14 protein-coding genes and 3 pseudogenes are annotated in these 14,745 nt (G+C 45.0%); 7 read left to right on the top strand and 10 right to left on the bottom strand.

Going from position 1 to position 14,745, the window contains the following annotated elements:
* The first annotated feature begins 17 nt into the window (after positions 1–17).
* On the top strand, positions 18–1,946 hold the full coding sequence (locus AC2VDX_RS08535) for a heavy metal translocating P-type ATPase (protein WP_378171754.1): 1,929 nt from the start codon (positions 18–20) through the stop codon (positions 1,944–1,946).
* Positions 1,947–2,285: 339 nt separating this feature from the next.
* On the opposite strand, the gene AC2VDX_RS08530 is transcribed toward AC2VDX_RS08535, so the two are convergent.
* From AC2VDX_RS08530 to AC2VDX_RS08520, 3 genes and pseudogenes are all read right to left on the bottom strand, one after another.
* Complete coding sequence (locus AC2VDX_RS08530; RefSeq protein WP_378171756.1) at positions 2,286–2,744, bottom strand: DUF4864 domain-containing protein; 459 nt, start codon at positions 2,742–2,744, stop codon at positions 2,286–2,288.
* 63 nt (positions 2,745–2,807) lie between these two features.
* The gene (locus tag AC2VDX_RS08525) at positions 2,808–3,926 is read right to left on the bottom strand and encodes a response regulator (RefSeq protein ID WP_378171758.1); all 1,119 of its coding nucleotides are present in this window, start codon (positions 3,924–3,926) and stop codon (positions 2,808–2,810) included.
* A 948-nt stretch (positions 3,927–4,874) separates the two neighbouring features.
* Positions 4,875–4,988, bottom strand: a pseudogene (locus AC2VDX_RS08520) (REP-associated tyrosine transposase); the annotation flags it as partial.
* Positions 4,989–4,997: 9 nt separating this feature from the next.
* Between AC2VDX_RS08520 and AC2VDX_RS08515 the strand changes: the two are divergent.
* On the top strand, positions 4,998–5,153 hold the full coding sequence (locus AC2VDX_RS08515; RefSeq protein ID WP_486928138.1) for a hypothetical protein: 156 nt from the start codon (positions 4,998–5,000) through the stop codon (positions 5,151–5,153).
* Between the two features lie 35 nt (positions 5,154–5,188).
* Here AC2VDX_RS08515 and AC2VDX_RS08510 read toward each other — a convergent pair.
* Positions 5,189–5,476, bottom strand: a pseudogene (locus AC2VDX_RS08510) (Uma2 family endonuclease); the annotation flags it as partial.
* A gap of 55 nt (positions 5,477–5,531) precedes the next feature.
* Here AC2VDX_RS08510 and AC2VDX_RS08505 point away from each other — a divergent pair.
* On the top strand, positions 5,532–6,179 hold the full coding sequence (locus tag AC2VDX_RS08505; protein WP_378171761.1) for a Uma2 family endonuclease: 648 nt from the start codon (positions 5,532–5,534) through the stop codon (positions 6,177–6,179).
* A 210-nt stretch (positions 6,180–6,389) separates the two neighbouring features.
* Here AC2VDX_RS08505 and fusA read toward each other — a convergent pair.
* Positions 6,390–7,010: pseudogene (fusA, locus tag AC2VDX_RS08500) on the bottom strand (elongation factor G); the annotation flags it as partial.
* Positions 6,994–7,197 (bottom strand): GTP-binding protein, encoded by a 204-nt coding sequence (locus AC2VDX_RS08495; RefSeq protein WP_378171763.1) that lies wholly within the window; start codon positions 7,195–7,197, stop codon positions 6,994–6,996. The gene AC2VDX_RS08495 and the pseudogene fusA, both read right to left, overlap by 17 nt.
* A 147-nt stretch (positions 7,198–7,344) precedes the next feature.
* On the opposite strand from AC2VDX_RS08495, the gene AC2VDX_RS08490 reads away from it, so the two are divergent.
* Genes AC2VDX_RS08490 through AC2VDX_RS08480 form a run of 3 tightly spaced genes read left to right on the top strand, consistent with a single transcriptional unit; the run spans position 7,345 to position 8,548 of the window.
* Positions 7,345–7,908 carry a Uma2 family endonuclease gene (locus tag AC2VDX_RS08490; protein ID WP_378171765.1) on the top strand — a complete coding sequence of 188 codons (564 nt, stop codon included), beginning with the start codon at positions 7,345–7,347 and terminating at the stop codon, positions 7,906–7,908.
* A 26-nt stretch (positions 7,909–7,934) separates the two neighbouring features.
* Complete coding sequence (locus AC2VDX_RS08485) at positions 7,935–8,150, top strand: hypothetical protein (RefSeq protein WP_378171767.1); 216 nt, start codon at positions 7,935–7,937, stop codon at positions 8,148–8,150.
* Positions 8,147–8,548 carry a type II toxin-antitoxin system VapC family toxin gene (locus AC2VDX_RS08480; RefSeq protein ID WP_378171769.1) on the top strand — a complete coding sequence of 134 codons (402 nt, stop codon included), beginning with the start codon at positions 8,147–8,149 and terminating at the stop codon, positions 8,546–8,548. Before AC2VDX_RS08485 ends, AC2VDX_RS08480 begins: the two co-directional genes overlap by 4 nt.
* 75 nt (positions 8,549–8,623) lie before the next feature.
* Here AC2VDX_RS08480 and AC2VDX_RS08475 read toward each other — a convergent pair whose 3' ends face one another.
* The 3 genes from AC2VDX_RS08475 to AC2VDX_RS08465 all read right to left on the bottom strand — a co-directional run bounded on the left by AC2VDX_RS08475 (position 8,624) and on the right by AC2VDX_RS08465 (position 10,971).
* Positions 8,624–9,040: a Uma2 family endonuclease gene (locus AC2VDX_RS08475; RefSeq protein ID WP_378171770.1), complete on the bottom strand. Its 417-nt coding sequence runs from the start codon at positions 9,038–9,040 to the stop codon at positions 8,624–8,626.
* A gap of 420 nt (positions 9,041–9,460) precedes the next feature.
* Positions 9,461–10,540 (bottom strand): spore photoproduct lyase family protein, encoded by a 1,080-nt coding sequence (locus AC2VDX_RS08470; RefSeq protein WP_378171774.1) that lies wholly within the window; start codon positions 10,538–10,540, stop codon positions 9,461–9,463.
* Positions 10,541–10,614: 74 nt separating this feature from the next.
* Positions 10,615–10,971, bottom strand: coding sequence for a hypothetical protein (locus AC2VDX_RS08465; RefSeq protein WP_378171776.1), 357 nt, complete (start codon positions 10,969–10,971; stop codon positions 10,615–10,617).
* Positions 10,972–11,340: 369 nt separating this feature from the next.
* On the opposite strand from AC2VDX_RS08465, the gene AC2VDX_RS08460 reads away from it, so the two are divergent.
* Positions 11,341–12,531: a low temperature requirement protein A gene (locus AC2VDX_RS08460; protein ID WP_378171777.1), complete on the top strand. Its 1,191-nt coding sequence runs from the start codon at positions 11,341–11,343 to the stop codon at positions 12,529–12,531.
* A gap of 127 nt (positions 12,532–12,658) precedes the next feature.
* On the opposite strand, the gene AC2VDX_RS08455 is transcribed toward AC2VDX_RS08460, so the two are convergent.
* On the bottom strand, positions 12,659–14,341 hold the full coding sequence (locus AC2VDX_RS08455) for an LA_3751/LA_3752 family putative glycosyltransferase (RefSeq protein ID WP_378171779.1): 1,683 nt from the start codon (positions 14,339–14,341) through the stop codon (positions 12,659–12,661).
* Between the last annotated feature and the right edge of the window lie 404 nt (positions 14,342–14,745).

Genomic DNA, 14,745 nt, shown 5'->3' with positions numbered 1-14,745 from the left:
CAACTCAAAAATGTTTTATGAACTCTAGCGCCATGCCAATTCCTCGCTATCGCCAGCTAATCCAAGAACATCCAGACGCAGTGGCAGCAATTATGTGCGGTCTACTCGTTCTCCTTGGTTGGCTAGCACTTAACTTAGGCTGGTTAGGACTCAGCTTAATGATTCTACCCGCCGCCTATGTCATTGGTGGGTACACTAGCGCCCGTGAGGGATTAACTACCCTATTTCAAGAAAAAGAACTGGATGTAGACCTGCTAATGATTGTCGCTGCCTTGGGTGCAGCTAGCTTGGGGTTGTGGCGGCGCGAGTATTATCTAATTGTCGATGGTGCCGCGTTAATTTTGATTTTTGCTATTAGTGGCGCACTCGAAGGCTATGCAATGCAACGCACCGAGCGAAGTATCAAGAGCTTAATGAACTTGACTTCAGATACAGCGCGTGTACTGCATAATGAAATTGAGCAACTTGTTCCTATCTCCGAGTTACAAATAGGCGATCGAGTATTAGTCAAGCCTGGAGAATTGGTTCCCACCGATGGATTGATTGTTGAAGGTTACAGCACTTTCAACGAAGCATCGATCACCGGGGAATCCATGCCAGTTGAGAAAACAATCGGAAATGAAGTCTTTGCTGGCACTATCAATGGCAACGGTGCAATTAAATTAAAGGTGCATCAACCGCCGGAAAGTAGCTTACTTCAACGAGTAATCCGTCTTGTTGAGCAGGCACAGACTGAAACTCCCCCATCGCAGCAGTTTATCGAACGATTTGAACGAGGCTACGCTAAGGTAATTGTGTTAGCAGGATTATTGCTAGCAATTGGGCCTCCATTTCTATGGGGTTGGAACTGGGAAACCACAATTTATCGGGCGCTAGTTTTTTTAGTGGTTGCTTCTCCCTGTGCGTTGATGGCAGCGATTATGCCAACACTTCTGTCAGGGGTTGCCAATGGCGCTCGTAACGGTATTTTATTTAAGAGTGGCGCTCAGTTGGAGACGATGGGGAAAATTAGAGCGATCGCTTTTGACAAAACAGGAACGCTCACTACTGGCAAGCCTCAAGTAGTCAAAGTTGCCACAGTTAAAAACCAGTCTGAAACCCAGTTATTGCAAATAGCTGCCGCTTTAGAAAGTTTGTCTGAGCATCCAATTGGCAATGCGATCGTCCAAGCGGCTCAAGCTAAACATTTAGAATGGACTCAAGCCACCAACGTTCAGGCGCAGACTGGACAGGGAATTGTGGGAGAAGTCGATCGCCAAAAGGCTATAGTCGGCAAAGCAGCATTTGTCCAAGAACAGGTCAACCATTTGCCAGACACACTGACTCAACTGAGCCAACGATTGGAAGAAGAAGGAAAAACAGTTGTGTGGGTGGCTTTAGCAGGACAACCTTTGGGGTTAATCGCGATCGCTGACACAGTGCGAATAGGGGCAGCAGAAGCTCTAGCCAAACTCAAAAAACTGGGGATTGAGAAAATTGTCATGCTGACGGGCGATAACCAGCGTACAGCCCAGAGCATTGCCAAAGAAATTGGCGTAGACGAAGTGTATGCAGAACTTCTACCTGAAGATAAGGTCAACGCGATTCGACAATTCCGGCAAAAGTATCAAACAGTGGCAATGGTGGGAGATGGTATTAATGATGCTCCTGCTTTGGCGCAGGCATCAGTGGGAATTGCAATGGGAACCACTGGCAGTGATGTAGCTTTGGAAACAGCCGATGTAATTTTGATGGCAGACAACCTAGAAAAATTGTCACAGGCGATTCGCTTAGGTCGCCGCTCTCAGACTATCGTCAAACAAAACATTGCGTTTGCCTTGGGTTTCATTGTCTTGCTATTATTTGCCAATTTTACTGGCAATATTACCATGCCTTTAGGCGTAATTGGGCATGAGGGATCTACAGTCCTGGTCACGCTCAGTGGTCTACGATTGTTGAGAAATTAGACTGCTGCTTAAAGCAGACAGAAGGAGCAGGCATCGGAACGCTAATATTTGTAAGTTTTTTGATTTGCAATCAAATAGAAAGAGTATTCCAAGTAATGTCTGGATACTGGCTTTCGTCAGCCTTTTAACGGATGTTAGCTCCGAGACGATTCACTTTCTGTTGCCTCTATTTCTTGTATCGGTGTTGAATGCCGGAGTGTTAACGGTTGGGAAAATTTCAGAAGTCTCATTTTTCCGTCACTCGCCGATGACTAGCTCGCCAAAAGGGGACAAGATTCTGGGACTTGTTTGCAAAACTGAGATGCTCCCCTCCTCTAACTCTTCTTACCAATTTCCTATCTAAACAGTTTCCCCTTTTACTGGCACTAAATAACATCCAGTAATTTTCCATCTGCCGTTAGATTGCTTTTTCATCAGATAAAGTGCCCTGACCAAATTCCCATCCCGATCGAGTAGCAGCACTTGCTGAGCCGGAAATCCTTCAATTGTGGTTATGTTCTCAAACATCACGGAACGAGGACGATAAACTGGTTGATAAGCAGCTTTCACCATCCTCAAAAAGTTGTCTGGCGTCGCGAATTGAGCTTGAATTTCTGAGCTGGCAAAAGAGAAAGCGCCTTCAGCATCATCTTTTTGAAACGCTTCCAGTTGGCTAGAAATGACAGAACGAATAGTCAGGCGATCGCTATCGGTTATTTCCATTTGTTGAGCCTTAACGGGTAAGGTGACAAGTAAAAAAGCTAGCAAGAATTTTAGGAAACAACGGACGAAACGCATCTGCAAATTATTTTGACTCATCGGAGATTTTAGTCTGGGTTGGCAAGCCGGATCGGCATGAGTCAAGAACTATAGTGGAGTCAATTAACCAGATTTAATCTGAGACACCCTATCTTGCATTTCTACATCCACCGAACAAGCGCGAATTTTTCGCCCGATGGCTGGAGGCTGCCGTAGTTCGCGCCGGAGATCCGCAACTAATTCGCATAAGTGTTGCGCTTTCTCTCGATCCAATGGCGTCTCCGGTTGAAAGCTATGTTCAATCTGACGAGCCAATTGAGAACCCCAAGGAAAGCCAAACATTCCTAGAGAACCCGCCAGCTTGTGAGCTGCCCAAACTGCTCGGTGGCGCTCCTCCAAGCCTAATTCGTCTCTCAGTAAGGCAGTGGTTGCCTCCTCAACAACGTCTATCCGGGCGATAATCTCTCCTTGCAAGCGCTCCCAAACTTTCGCCACTGCTGCCTGCGTTTGAGCAAGAGTCGGCGGCTGGTGTAGGGCGGAGGAGATCCCTCGGATTGGAGGATGAGATTGAGCTGGCTTGAGGCGATATCCCACCCCATAAACCGTCTCAATGAGATCGGTGGGAGCGCCTGCGGCTCTCAGTTTCTGCCGCAACCCTTTAATGTGAGAGCGAACGGTTTCTTCAGCGGGTGGTTGCTCAAACGACCACAGGTGTTCCAGAAGCTCGCTGCGGCTAAATACTTGATCCGGACAGCGTACAAACAGTTCTAGTAGCGCATACTGTTTGGGAGTGAGATGCAAATTTTGCCCTTCATAGCGTCCCTCTAAGGTAGGCGGGTCAAGACCCAGGCTTCCATTCTTCAGAATCGGCGGCTTTAATAAACAACAATGACACAGGAGAGTACGGACACGAGCCGCCAATTCTTCTAAATCAAAGGGTTTGACGACATAATCATCCGCACCGGCATCCAGTGCTATGACTTTATCGCCATCAATTTCATGGGCAGCGTATAAGAGAATCGGCATCAGCCGCCCCAAAGAACGTAGCCGCTGGCAAAGACTGATGCCATCAAGTGTGGGCAGCATCACATCTAGCAAAATCAAGTCGTAGGTACCAGTCCGTGCGAATTGCCAGCCTGCTTGCCCATCGGCTGCCCGGTCGATTATATAATTGCGATCGCTGAGGGTTTTGGTGAGAGCTTGTGCCAAATGCTCATCATCTTCCACTAGCAGAATGTTCACTTTGAGATTTCCCCTAATCCTGGTTCGCTTCTCGTCAAGCACTGGCGACAGACGCCCGCAGACATTTTCTACATATATCAATTAATTTGTCAATAGTATTTTAAAAATTAAGCAGTTCTATGAAATTAGATAAACTAAGTTTGCCTGATATTAAAAATAAAAGTAAAAATGCAAATAGTAATCATCACTATAGCAATCCTAAATGATTTGCACTCTCCCTGTAGAGACGCCATAACCGCAAGTCTTCTACACTAAGGCGAATACTCGCGCACAACTTAAATAGGATTGCTATAGACCTCTTGCACGCAGTCGATGGATGCCTACAGACTGAAGTCTGAGGCTATACATACCTATACCCAACGGAAGCGGGTTTTAAGAGTCCGCGCTTACCATTCAAATTAGTAGCTTAGATTGGATAATTTAACTAAATCCTACGGAAGCGGGTTTTAAGAGTCCGTGCAGGCGGACTACCTTTCCAGAAGGCTAAAGCCTTACGGCATGAACGCGCCTACGTTTTTGTAGCCGCGATTACGAACATCGCCAAGTATTTTTGCAAGAGGTCTAATGATGTAGTTGGGTTGAACGAACTTGAAGCCCAACAAATATATAGTGTTATGTTGGGTAACGTTGCCTTAACCCAACCTAAAATGCGCGTCTAGACTATCTGGGTCCGGCAATGTCCAAATACAGTGTAGATGGTCGAGTAAAACAACGCAGGCATCAATTTTAAAAGGATGGTTTTTCATAATGTCTCTGAAAGCATTTCTGGCTCTTCATTACTTGGTATGCTAAAAAGTTGATCCCAAAACTTGAAAGGCTTACCTAGCAAGGTATAACAATTTTGGACTGTATTTTCTATTTAATAAACGCTAAATTGGCTTAAATTTATGGCTAGTATAGCTTGTGGCGCTTCTTGACTATAATTTAGCATACCAACTACGGAAGAGCCGCATTTCTTAATAATGAGACATTTGAAGGAATATATAAAAATTTTCTTCTATTGTGAGCTACTAAGGTAAAAAAATAGGTGCCGACTTCTATTTTTGCTCTACGATATGCAATAGCGTTGAATTGTTTTTAGTTGAGGCTGAGGTGTTGGGTTTCGCTTCACTCAACCCAACCTACACGAGCGAGCGATCGCACTTCCCCAATCCTGGATTGACAGCACCTCTGTTGGCTGATTCGACGCTAATTCCAGGCGATCGCTGTCTTCCCCTCACTCAATGATGTAGTTGGGTTGAACGCACTTGAAGCCCAACAAATATATAGGCTAATCGTTCCTTGCTTGCCCAAACCACATCAGGAATCACGTTATCAGCATCCGTAAAAATGATCCCAGCACCACTCGCAGGTTCTCCTAAACCAGTCTGCCGCGACCAAAAATTCAACTCTGTACAAATGTTGCTACATACCCTGTGATGACCCCAGTGTGGTGCGCGGGTCACAAATAATTCTCCATCCACAATCTCATAGCGATTCCCGTTATCTGGCAACAACTCCAGATCGGCAACTATCCAGGCGCAGAGGAGGAGAGAGAGAAGTTCAGAAATGAACTAGGATTGCTATAAGCAAGATTTCAATATAGCCTATATTTTTTAAAAGTAAATGGTAACGCTGCAACTGAGACAATTAAGCGTACCGCCGGGACATAGAGTAATGTTCCACGATGTAAGCTGGCAAGAATTTGAGGCAATTCTAGAAGAGTTTGGAGAGCATCGTGCGACTCGACTGGCTTACAGTAACGGGACGTTGGAGATTAGAATGCCATTGCCAGAACATGAAGTGAACAAAGAAATCATCGGCGATATGGTAAAAATATTGCTAGAAGAACTTGAAATAGATCGGGAGTGTTTTGGCTCAACCACTTTCAAGCGAAAGGATATGGCGCAAGGTATTGAGCCAGACCAATCCTTTTATATTAAGAATCATGCTTTAATGATTGGGAAAAGACGAATAGACCTGACAGTTGATCCACCCCCTGATTTAGCAATTGAAATTGATATCACTTCTAAGACTCAACTGAGTGCTTATGAGGCGTTGGGAGTTCCTGAACTGTGGCGATATGAAGAGGGTAAACTGCAAATTAATGTGCTTAGAGATGGGATATATGTTGCCTCAGAAATTAGTCCCACCTTTCCCAATCTACAAATTATTGAAATTTTTTCCCAATTGGTTGAACAGAGCCTAATTATAGGAACAAGTCCCACACTCAGAGCATTTCGCAAGTGGGTTATAGAGCAACTTTCATTGTAGGTTGGGTTGAGGTTACGAAACCCAATGCTAGGCATTGGTTGGGTTTCACTTAGTCGCTCAACCCAACCTACAAATATTCTGATACTTACAGGACTCGCCGCACATCACCACATCTGCCACCGGCAACCACAGGGGGATTGAACCCGAAAAAACGCTATATGTATAAGCTTTGCGTAAGTCCTGACTTAGTCCTATTTTCAGATGAAGGTTTTAACCGCGCAGATGGGCAGCTTTTTCCATCAGCTGTTGTTGCAGATTGGCGGGTACCGGCTTATTGGAGGCAAACTCCATTGAGAAGTTAGCTTGACCGGAAGAAAGCGATCGCAACTGTGCGGAATAACCGAACATTTCCACGAACGGGACTTCAGCACGGATGACGGCGTAATTTTCCATCGTCTCAGAACCCAGCAGTACGCCGCGACGAGACGAGAGATCGCCCTGCACTCGTCCCACAAACTCGTTAGGTGTCTCCACTTCCACGACCATAATCGGTTCGAGGATGACTGGCGTTGCTTTGGCAAAGGCTTGCTTGAGTGCAAGACTAGCCGCAGTTCGGAACGCCATTTCCGAAGAGTCAATCGCGTGGTAGGAACCCGCTTCTAAGATCGCTTTGACACCAACAATCGGATAACCGATGAGATGTCCGCTAGCGATCGCTTCGCGGAAACCTTTCTCGCAAGCGGGGATGAATTCTTTGGGAATCGCACCACCAACCACCCGATTCTCGAACGCAAACGGTTCTTCGCAAGGTTCAATCCGACCGATAACATGAGCATATTGACCGAGACCGCCGCCTTGCTTCTTGAGCCTGTAGTCACAGGTTGCCGACTGGGTAGGTAATGCCTTTTTGTTGCTCCAACTCCATGTAGTCCAACGTAGCGCGATCGCTACCTCCCCGAACTTCGCCAATCTTGTAAATTTTGCCCGTGTAGTACAGAATCCGCTCGCTGAGGGTTGTTTTACCAGAGTCGATGTGAGCAGAAATTCCAATATTTCGGATGCGCGTTCGGGGAATCATAGGACAATGCTCTACCTAAAGAGAGCCATGAAAAGACATCTGCCACTTGTGCAGCAATCTTTATGTTACATAAATACTACAAGAGCGTCAAGGGTATGGAAATTGCAGGTAATCTAGAATATATGGCTACTCACAAGGATTGCTTTTATGAGTCAAACAGTAAATCAAGGGGTACGCTGGACTACCGCAGATTTGGAACTATTGCCAGACAACGGCACGCGCTACGAGATTATTAATGGAGAGTTATTTATGTCTAGATCCCCCCACTTGAACCATCAACGCACTTGTGGCAATATGTACCGAAAGTTACAAGATTGGTCAGAAGAAACTGGACTGGGGGAGGCGTTTATTAATCCGGGCATTATTTTCACGGAAGCTGATAATGTAGAGCCGGATGTGATTTGGATTAGCAAAGAAAAATTAGCTGTTTTAGTAGATGAAGCGGGACATTTGACAGGCGCACCAGAGTTAGTTGTAGAGGTGTTATCTTCTGGAGTGCAAAATGAACGCCGAGATAGAGAAGCTAAACTAAAACTATACTCAGTGCGAGGAGTACAAGAATACTGGATTGTTGATTGGCGCTCCTCAAAAATTGAAGTTTATCGCCGTAGTAACGCTGCTTTGCAATTAATTGTCACGCTGTTTAGCAATGATGAAATAAGTTCGCCTTTGTTGCCTAATTTTAGCTGCTTAGTATCTAATTTTTTTTGATGTAAAAAGTTATGGAGGAAGTTGGAATGAACGCACATCGCGTGGAAACTACTCTAACTGAGGACGGAAGACTAACACTCAACAATCTACCTTTTTGTGCTGGCGATTCTGTAGAGGTGATCGTTGTAGTACGAACTGCACCCTCAGCCAAACAGAATATTTATCCGCTTCGTGGTATGCCTATACGTTATAACAATCCAACCGAACCTGTTGCAGAGGAAGATTGGAGCGCTTCAGGATGATTGTTTTAGACACCCACATTTGGGTTTGGTGGGTTCATGGCGATCGCCAACTTACTGAAGATCATTTGAAATGGTTAAATGAACATGAAGCCGATGGTCTTGGTGTCAGCGTCATTTCATGTTGGGAAGTTGCCAAGTTGGTAGAGTACAACCGACTGATGCTGCCATCTTCAGTTAAGGAGTGGTTTGAGCAAGCTTTGGCGTATCCTGGCATCAGTTTGCTAAACCTGACATGGCAAATTGCCCTCGAATCAACGCAGCTGCCAGGTAGCTTTCACCGCGATCCAGCAGATCAAATAATCGTCGCCACAGCCAGAATCTATGACTGTCCATTGCTGACTGCTGACGAAAAGATTCTCAATTATCCTCATGTGAAAACTTTGAAAAAGAGAAGTTAGCGCGATCGCTTCTTGTCCTTTGTCCCAGATAATATAAGTCAGCGCGATCGCATCCCAACACTGGCAAATCGCATTCTACCCGGTTGCGCTCAAAGACGCGATCGCTTGTGCAAACCAACCAGCAGCACTAATATTTGTTCCTTCACTTAAACGTTCTAGAGTTTGTTCTAGCAGGGAAATTGACAATCCCGCTAAAGTAACAGAAGAGGCACATTGTTGATATTTTCCATCGGCTTGTAAACGAAATGCTAAAACTCGTTTTCCCTTAACATCAATTACCCAATATTCAGGAATGGACAAATCTGCATAAATTTGTTTCTTTTCATCTAAATCAGTTGCTAGTGTAGTATCACCAACTTCACCAACTAAATCGGGAACTCGCCACTGAGATAAGTTAATGCGGCGCAGTTCTCCCTCTTGCCATTGCGGGATACCTTCACTAATGTATAAAACTATATCTGGCGATGCGGCTCGTGTATTTGGCTTTTCCATCAAACAACCACCCAAAGAACTAGCAGTTTGTTCTGAAAAGCGCGTAAACTAAATAAAAAACAGCGAAGAGGTTATTGACGCTGGCGTGATTGATTCCTTCATTTCCCATATCAACAAAAAGGTATTTCCCGTTAAAAAACAGCCTGGTTATCTCTGGGTTAGGATCGTCACGATACCGTAAGTAATCTTCCCACGTTGCGGGTTGCCAGCGAGGGATAAGATTAGCAAGGGCTGGTTGTTGACTTGTCGGAATTGATGCTGTCATGGGTGAAGTTTGCCAGGGAAGTGATAGTGTTATTTTAATTCCACTCGCTAGCGGGAATGCGATCGCCTTCTCAATCCTTGCAAACTCGATCAAAGTATAAAAAAAGCTGACCTGTAATTTTGGTCAGCTCATAAAATTAGATTTAGCTAGAAATCTTAAGTCCAGTAGAGAATGCGTCCTTGAGGAAAGCGCTTAGTAATCTCACCCTCAAAAAAGCGCCGTAGCGTCTTCATCGTGTCAGTGTCATAAACATACTTGGTGCCACCAAACTTGTTACGTTTAACGGTGCGCGTTTCTTCGTCCATGTCCAGCTTTGATTGGGGATACCAAGTTTGCAAAACCTCTTTTGATCCAGGGGTAAAGCGGTGAGAAATCAACTCGAAAGTCAAGTCACAATCAAAATCGAGTGCTTCGCTAATCGAGTCAAACAAACGGGTGTAATGTATCTCCCAATCCTCTATAGGCATAATCGGCGCAATCACTAAACCCACTGGATACCCGCCACCACCAGAAGATCGAGGTAAAGCCAACCGCCGCAAAGCTTGAAGCCGGGAAGCTACCGACGCTGTACCGCCTTCAAACCGACGATACACCGGATCGGCATTTACACTGATTCGACAACGGGTGTGACCATTGTGCGGCAAGTCGAGTAATTCATCCACCGCGTCGAACTTGGAAACCCAACGCAGATGTCCGTTCGTGCGCGTGCCAAAGTAGCGGATACATTCAGCGAGGCTGCCTGTTAAATGCTCGATGCCCAAGGGGTCAGTGTAGCAGCTAACCTCAAAACTTGTGGCATCGCTTTGTCCTTCGTAAGCTGCCAGATTCTCCAATATCTGCGGCAAGTTGGCAAAGACGCGAATCACGGGTGGTCCTGATAAACTACCGGCTAAATAACAGTATTGGCAGTGTGCTGGACAGCCTTCAGCGATGTGAAATTGCCAGTCAGCCGATGGCGGGATGGGGCTGAGTTTGAAGGAACTAGGCGGTGCGGTGACGACGGCGAGGGTACGCTTGGCGATGTTGTAGGTATCGCGATCGCTCTCGCCACGCAAACCAGTGAGGCGGTTTCGCGGCAACTCTTCTACGGGTAAGTTGAGCGACTGGAGGCGAGAAAGTATCTGCTGACCGTAAGGTTCTTCTAAGGCAGCTGGTGTGAATAAAACTCGCTCTGGCATCCACAAACGAGCGGATGGTGCTTCTGGTGATGAAATGTTGTCAGCGATCGCGTGCATACTTTCAAGTTCTCCGTATTTATCAACTTGGAGCTTAAGTAAGGGGTAATCATGATTACCCCTTACCCATGACCTTAATTCTCTAAAACTTGGCGGATGCGCCGTTCCAACAGTTCCAGATCCAGACCGCCTTCATCACGACTAATCCGACGCACAGTTGAGTTAACGTTGCCCAAATCTACCAATAAATCTTGGAGAATTTCTTGCTGTTGACGCGCTTGAGTGACTTCACGCGGTTCTTGTACCAAGTCACGAATGATGGTATCTTCAGCCCGCGAGGCAACGATGGGGTCAGCTTCCCCTTGTAGATGAACGAAGGTTCGCCGCCCCGGTCCGCGCTCTTCCTCGATTGGGATAATTGCTGTCACCTGGTCGGATCGCACGTACTTTCCAAATCCGAGATGGACTAAGACCGCTGACTGTAGTTTCATTTAAAAGAATGCTTATTTTCTCGCTTACTTCTATTTTACACTTTTGCAAAAAGACCTAAGACCTAGAGCTAGAGCGGGTTATACTGCCTTAAGAGTAGTAGTATCCGGTGGCGATCGCGCGATTTTTTGACACGGCTATCATCGGCGCAAAATATCTGTTTACGAAAAATAGTTATCTGTACCTTGACAAAATGCAATTTTTACCATCGGGATTCCCGGCTGGTTGGATGCGATGCTTGACTTGCCTACGGATAGCCTTGTCAAGTCAGATTTAGACCAATTGGTGGCTGAATGCGATCGCTGAGCGAAAGATTCGATTTCCTATGAGATATTATCTGCATAACCCTCTAGGAAATTAGAGAGTGCAAGATGATTAAAAGTTTGTGGCAACCTCCCCGCCTGCGGACTGCTGAAGAGAACGAAAAAGAACGACGCGCTACCTGGCTGGAACTTTTTTATGACTTGGTATTTGTGGCAGCGATCGCGGAAGTCGCGCATAATCTTAACGAACACGTTTCGCTGTTGGGTTTTTTCGGCTACGTGCTGCTGTTTGTGCCGATTTGGTGGTCTTGGGTTGGGGCGACTTTTTACGCAAGTCGGTTCGATACCGACGACTTAGGACACCGACTGCTGACATTACTGCAAATGATCGCGATCGCCGTGCTGGCAGTAAACGTGCATTACGGCTTAGGAAAAACTTCCGACGGCTTCGCCCTTTCCTACGTCACCGTTCGATGTATTTTAATTGCCCAGTATCTGATTGCTGGATACTTTGTGGTGGCAGCACGTAAGTTGACAACTTGGTACGCTACAGGCTTTAGCATCGCCGCCGCCATCTGGCTAATCTCAATTTTTGTACCAATTCCTTGGCGTTTTTGGCTTTGGGGATTAGGTTTTATTATCGACTTTGGCACACCTCTCACCGCCGGAAAGTTGGTTGCCAAGGTGCCGCCGAGCTTTTCACACATCCCAGAACGTTTAGGCTTATTTACGATTATCGTGTTGGGTGAGGCGGTGATTGCCGTAGTTAAAGGCGTTTCTCAGCTGCAATGGGGTTTTGCATCTGCCACTGTGGCTGTGCTAGGGATGATTGTTGCTTTTAGCCTGTGGTGGATCTACTTTGACAGCGTGGATGGTTCACCCCTGCGGGCGATGGGAGTTGGCAACATGAAAATTGGTTTAATCTGGCTCTATTCCCATTTACCCCTCGCCATTGGCATTGCTGCTGCTGGTGTGGGTGTAGAACATATTGTCGTGTCCAGTAAAACGGCAGAAGCATTACCCAGTAACGAACGATGGCTGATCTGCGGCGCTGTAGCGATTTGCTTGACAGCGTTGGCGGCGATTCACCTGATTACCTGTACTTTGGGGACAAGGCGACACCGTAAGATTTTAGCCGCCTATCGCTTGGGTTCTGCGGCTTTTATTCTGGTTATTGCGATCGCGGGTGTCGCTTTGTCACCTTTTGCAGTCGTTGGCTTGGTGGCTTTAGCTTGTGCTGTGCAAGTGGTGGTGGGTTTACTGGCAAGCCCTCAAGTTCAGCCTGAGGCAAACTGCTGACAATATACGACAAAGGTATTAAGCCAGTCTCAGAGTTGGGGAAGCGATCGCTTACTTTTCTCAAAACTGCGTGCGATCGCGATGATTCCAACATCCAACACACCGGATAGTTTCTATTTTCCTCTGTCTAGAGGGATGAAGCCGGAACCGCAGAAGATGATGAAGCTGGCGTTGCAGGCGATCGCTTCCCAATCGATGCCTGGAATATAGGATAGTTCCCATATTTTCCTAAAGGTAAGAATTCTATCGTGAACTGCTGATTTTTTAAAAGTAGTTTTACATCTTCAGGTTTTTTCTTAGAGATTTGGCAGGACTTAGTGTAATAGCAGACATAAATAAATTTCTGTTGTTTCTGCTCAAGTAACGCCTCGCCTAAAGTTTGTAAATCCTGAGGTTCTTTAGCTAGGAAAAATACTTTTTCAGGTAACGGTGCTTGGAGAACTTGAGCAACATATTGATTGGACATGGCGACTACTGTTTCTGGTTGCGATCGCAAAAACTGGATAGCCGGGGAAATTCCTTGGTAAATTTTACTGATATAAGCCGTACCAGAATAGGTGTTTATATAAACCCCGATGATAAAAAGCACCAAGAAAATAACCGTACCTATCTTTTTGATGCTTCCTTTAGTCAGTCTCCGGACTAATTCAAACTCTTTGATGGCGATTAAGCAAATTAGCGGTACCAAAACTAGCAAAAACCGAGATCCCCATTGCTTACCTCCAGCACCAGCCGGAACCATGACAGCAACCGCTACAGTAAATAAGAAACAGATTGCATAGATAACCGTCATTCCCAAGCTTAGTTTTAGCTTTTGTCCTTTGAATAAACTTATTCCCAGATATAAAGCTGCAAATAAGGTAATGGGGAAATAATAAAATAAATCCGAACTCATTTGCTCGAAATTCTTAACCGCCACTAATAATCTATCGACGAGTGAGAATTTCTCTACTATCTGAACCGAATGCATTCCCAGAGGATGCTTGTAAATTAATGTATTTAGTACGAAGAAGATAGCGATTGTAAAAAATGTGCTGACGACAAAGAGTTCTTTTCTTTTAGCTAAAAATTGAATTTTCTTTAATTTTAAAAAAGATGCCGCATAAACCAGGACACTCAAAAGCGCAACGATGCCTAGAATTTCTTCTCTAAACCAAACAGATAAGCCAATGCATATCCCACTTAATACAGCATCCTTTTTAGACAACCCTTCGGTTCCAGGTATTAATAAAGTTGCCATACCCTGAAAACAAAGCGCTACAGCTAGGGTATGTTCCCAATACATCGCACTATAGATAGATAAAGGGGAAGCAAAAATTAGAATAGCCAGCGCGATCGCTGTGCTAAAAGCTTTTAATCTTAAACGTCGGCAAGCAAAATAAAAGCTTACCCATACAGCCCAAGTTGCAATCAGGGGAACTACGTATAATCCTCTATATCCAAAAAGCGCTTGGAAAGGTGCAGTAACCAGAGGAAAAGTAAACGGAAATGTGATATAATACTGACCAAATCTGTTATAAACAAACGGTTCTTGAAACGGATATAATCCATTTTGCCAAAGATTACGAACCCATTGTTCTACAGGTAAGTTTAGGTCAAAGCGAAACTGACCGCTGCTAAATTGCTTAGCTAACAAAGCTTTAAGCCCAGCATCTCCACTAAAAAAGACATCATTTGGGAGTTGCCATTGCAAAAACAGTGAAAACAAAACACCCGCTAAAATAACCAGCAAGGGAAATTTATATTGGTTAATAGCTTTACTATCAGATTCTCTAGGAGTAGAAGTAACATCTCTCCAGGTTTTTGACATATAATTTCTCATTTACTACTTCCTCAAACTACAAACATTAATATTAAAATCAAGATTCACAAGCGGCTCCCATTTGGGGTAGCTAGCCATTCCACACTTTTTAATTTTCAATCTCCTTAATTATGGATTTTAAAAATCAGGTACTTACGTAAAAGCTGGGAGTTCAAGAATTAGGTTCGCTATATTTTAAGCAATTGGACTCAAATTCTACGACCAGGGACGGGCTATCTTTACTCAATCTTTAAATAATTGCTATTTTTCAGCTTAAGTTGTAAAGATTGGGTGAAGTGATGTCTAAACTACACAGAAGCACGGAAATTTGATGAAACCAAGACGGGGCAATATGCCCGCAACCAATAGAACTGAATGAAATCTATGGATTTTAGAGGTAGTTTTTATCGATA

The sequence above is a fragment of the Coleofasciculus sp. H7-1 genome, from assembly GCF_057473865.1.
This window is presented reverse-complemented; position numbering and strand designations above follow the sequence as displayed.

Excerpts from the sequence above, each read along its gene's own strand:
- AC2VDX_RS08535 (WP_378171754.1), top strand. The coding sequence starts at position 18 with ATGAACTCTAGCGCCATGCCAATTCCTCGCTATCGCCAGCTAATCCAA.
- AC2VDX_RS08530 (WP_378171756.1), bottom strand. The coding sequence starts at position 2,744 with ATGAGTCAAAATAATTTGCAGATGCGTTTCGTCCGTTGTTTCCTAAAA.
- AC2VDX_RS08505 (WP_378171761.1), top strand. The coding sequence starts at position 5,532 with ATGGTAACGCTGCAACTGAGACAATTAAGCGTACCGCCGGGACATAGA.
- AC2VDX_RS08495 (WP_378171763.1), bottom strand. The coding sequence starts at position 7,197 with ATGATTCCCCGAACGCGCATCCGAAATATTGGAATTTCTGCTCACATC.
- AC2VDX_RS08490 (WP_378171765.1), top strand. The coding sequence starts at position 7,345 with ATGAGTCAAACAGTAAATCAAGGGGTACGCTGGACTACCGCAGATTTG.
- AC2VDX_RS08485 (WP_378171767.1), top strand. The coding sequence starts at position 7,935 with ATGAACGCACATCGCGTGGAAACTACTCTAACTGAGGACGGAAGACTA.
- AC2VDX_RS08480 (WP_378171769.1), top strand. The coding sequence starts at position 8,147 with ATGATTGTTTTAGACACCCACATTTGGGTTTGGTGGGTTCATGGCGAT.
- AC2VDX_RS08475 (WP_378171770.1), bottom strand. The coding sequence starts at position 9,040 with ATGGAAAAGCCAAATACACGAGCCGCATCGCCAGATATAGTTTTATAC.
- AC2VDX_RS08470 (WP_378171774.1), bottom strand. The coding sequence starts at position 10,540 with ATGCACGCGATCGCTGACAACATTTCATCACCAGAAGCACCATCCGCT.
- AC2VDX_RS08465 (WP_378171776.1), bottom strand. The coding sequence starts at position 10,971 with ATGAAACTACAGTCAGCGGTCTTAGTCCATCTCGGATTTGGAAAGTAC.
- AC2VDX_RS08460 (WP_378171777.1), top strand. The coding sequence starts at position 11,341 with ATGATTAAAAGTTTGTGGCAACCTCCCCGCCTGCGGACTGCTGAAGAG.
- AC2VDX_RS08455 (WP_378171779.1), bottom strand. The coding sequence starts at position 14,341 with ATGTCAAAAACCTGGAGAGATGTTACTTCTACTCCTAGAGAATCTGAT.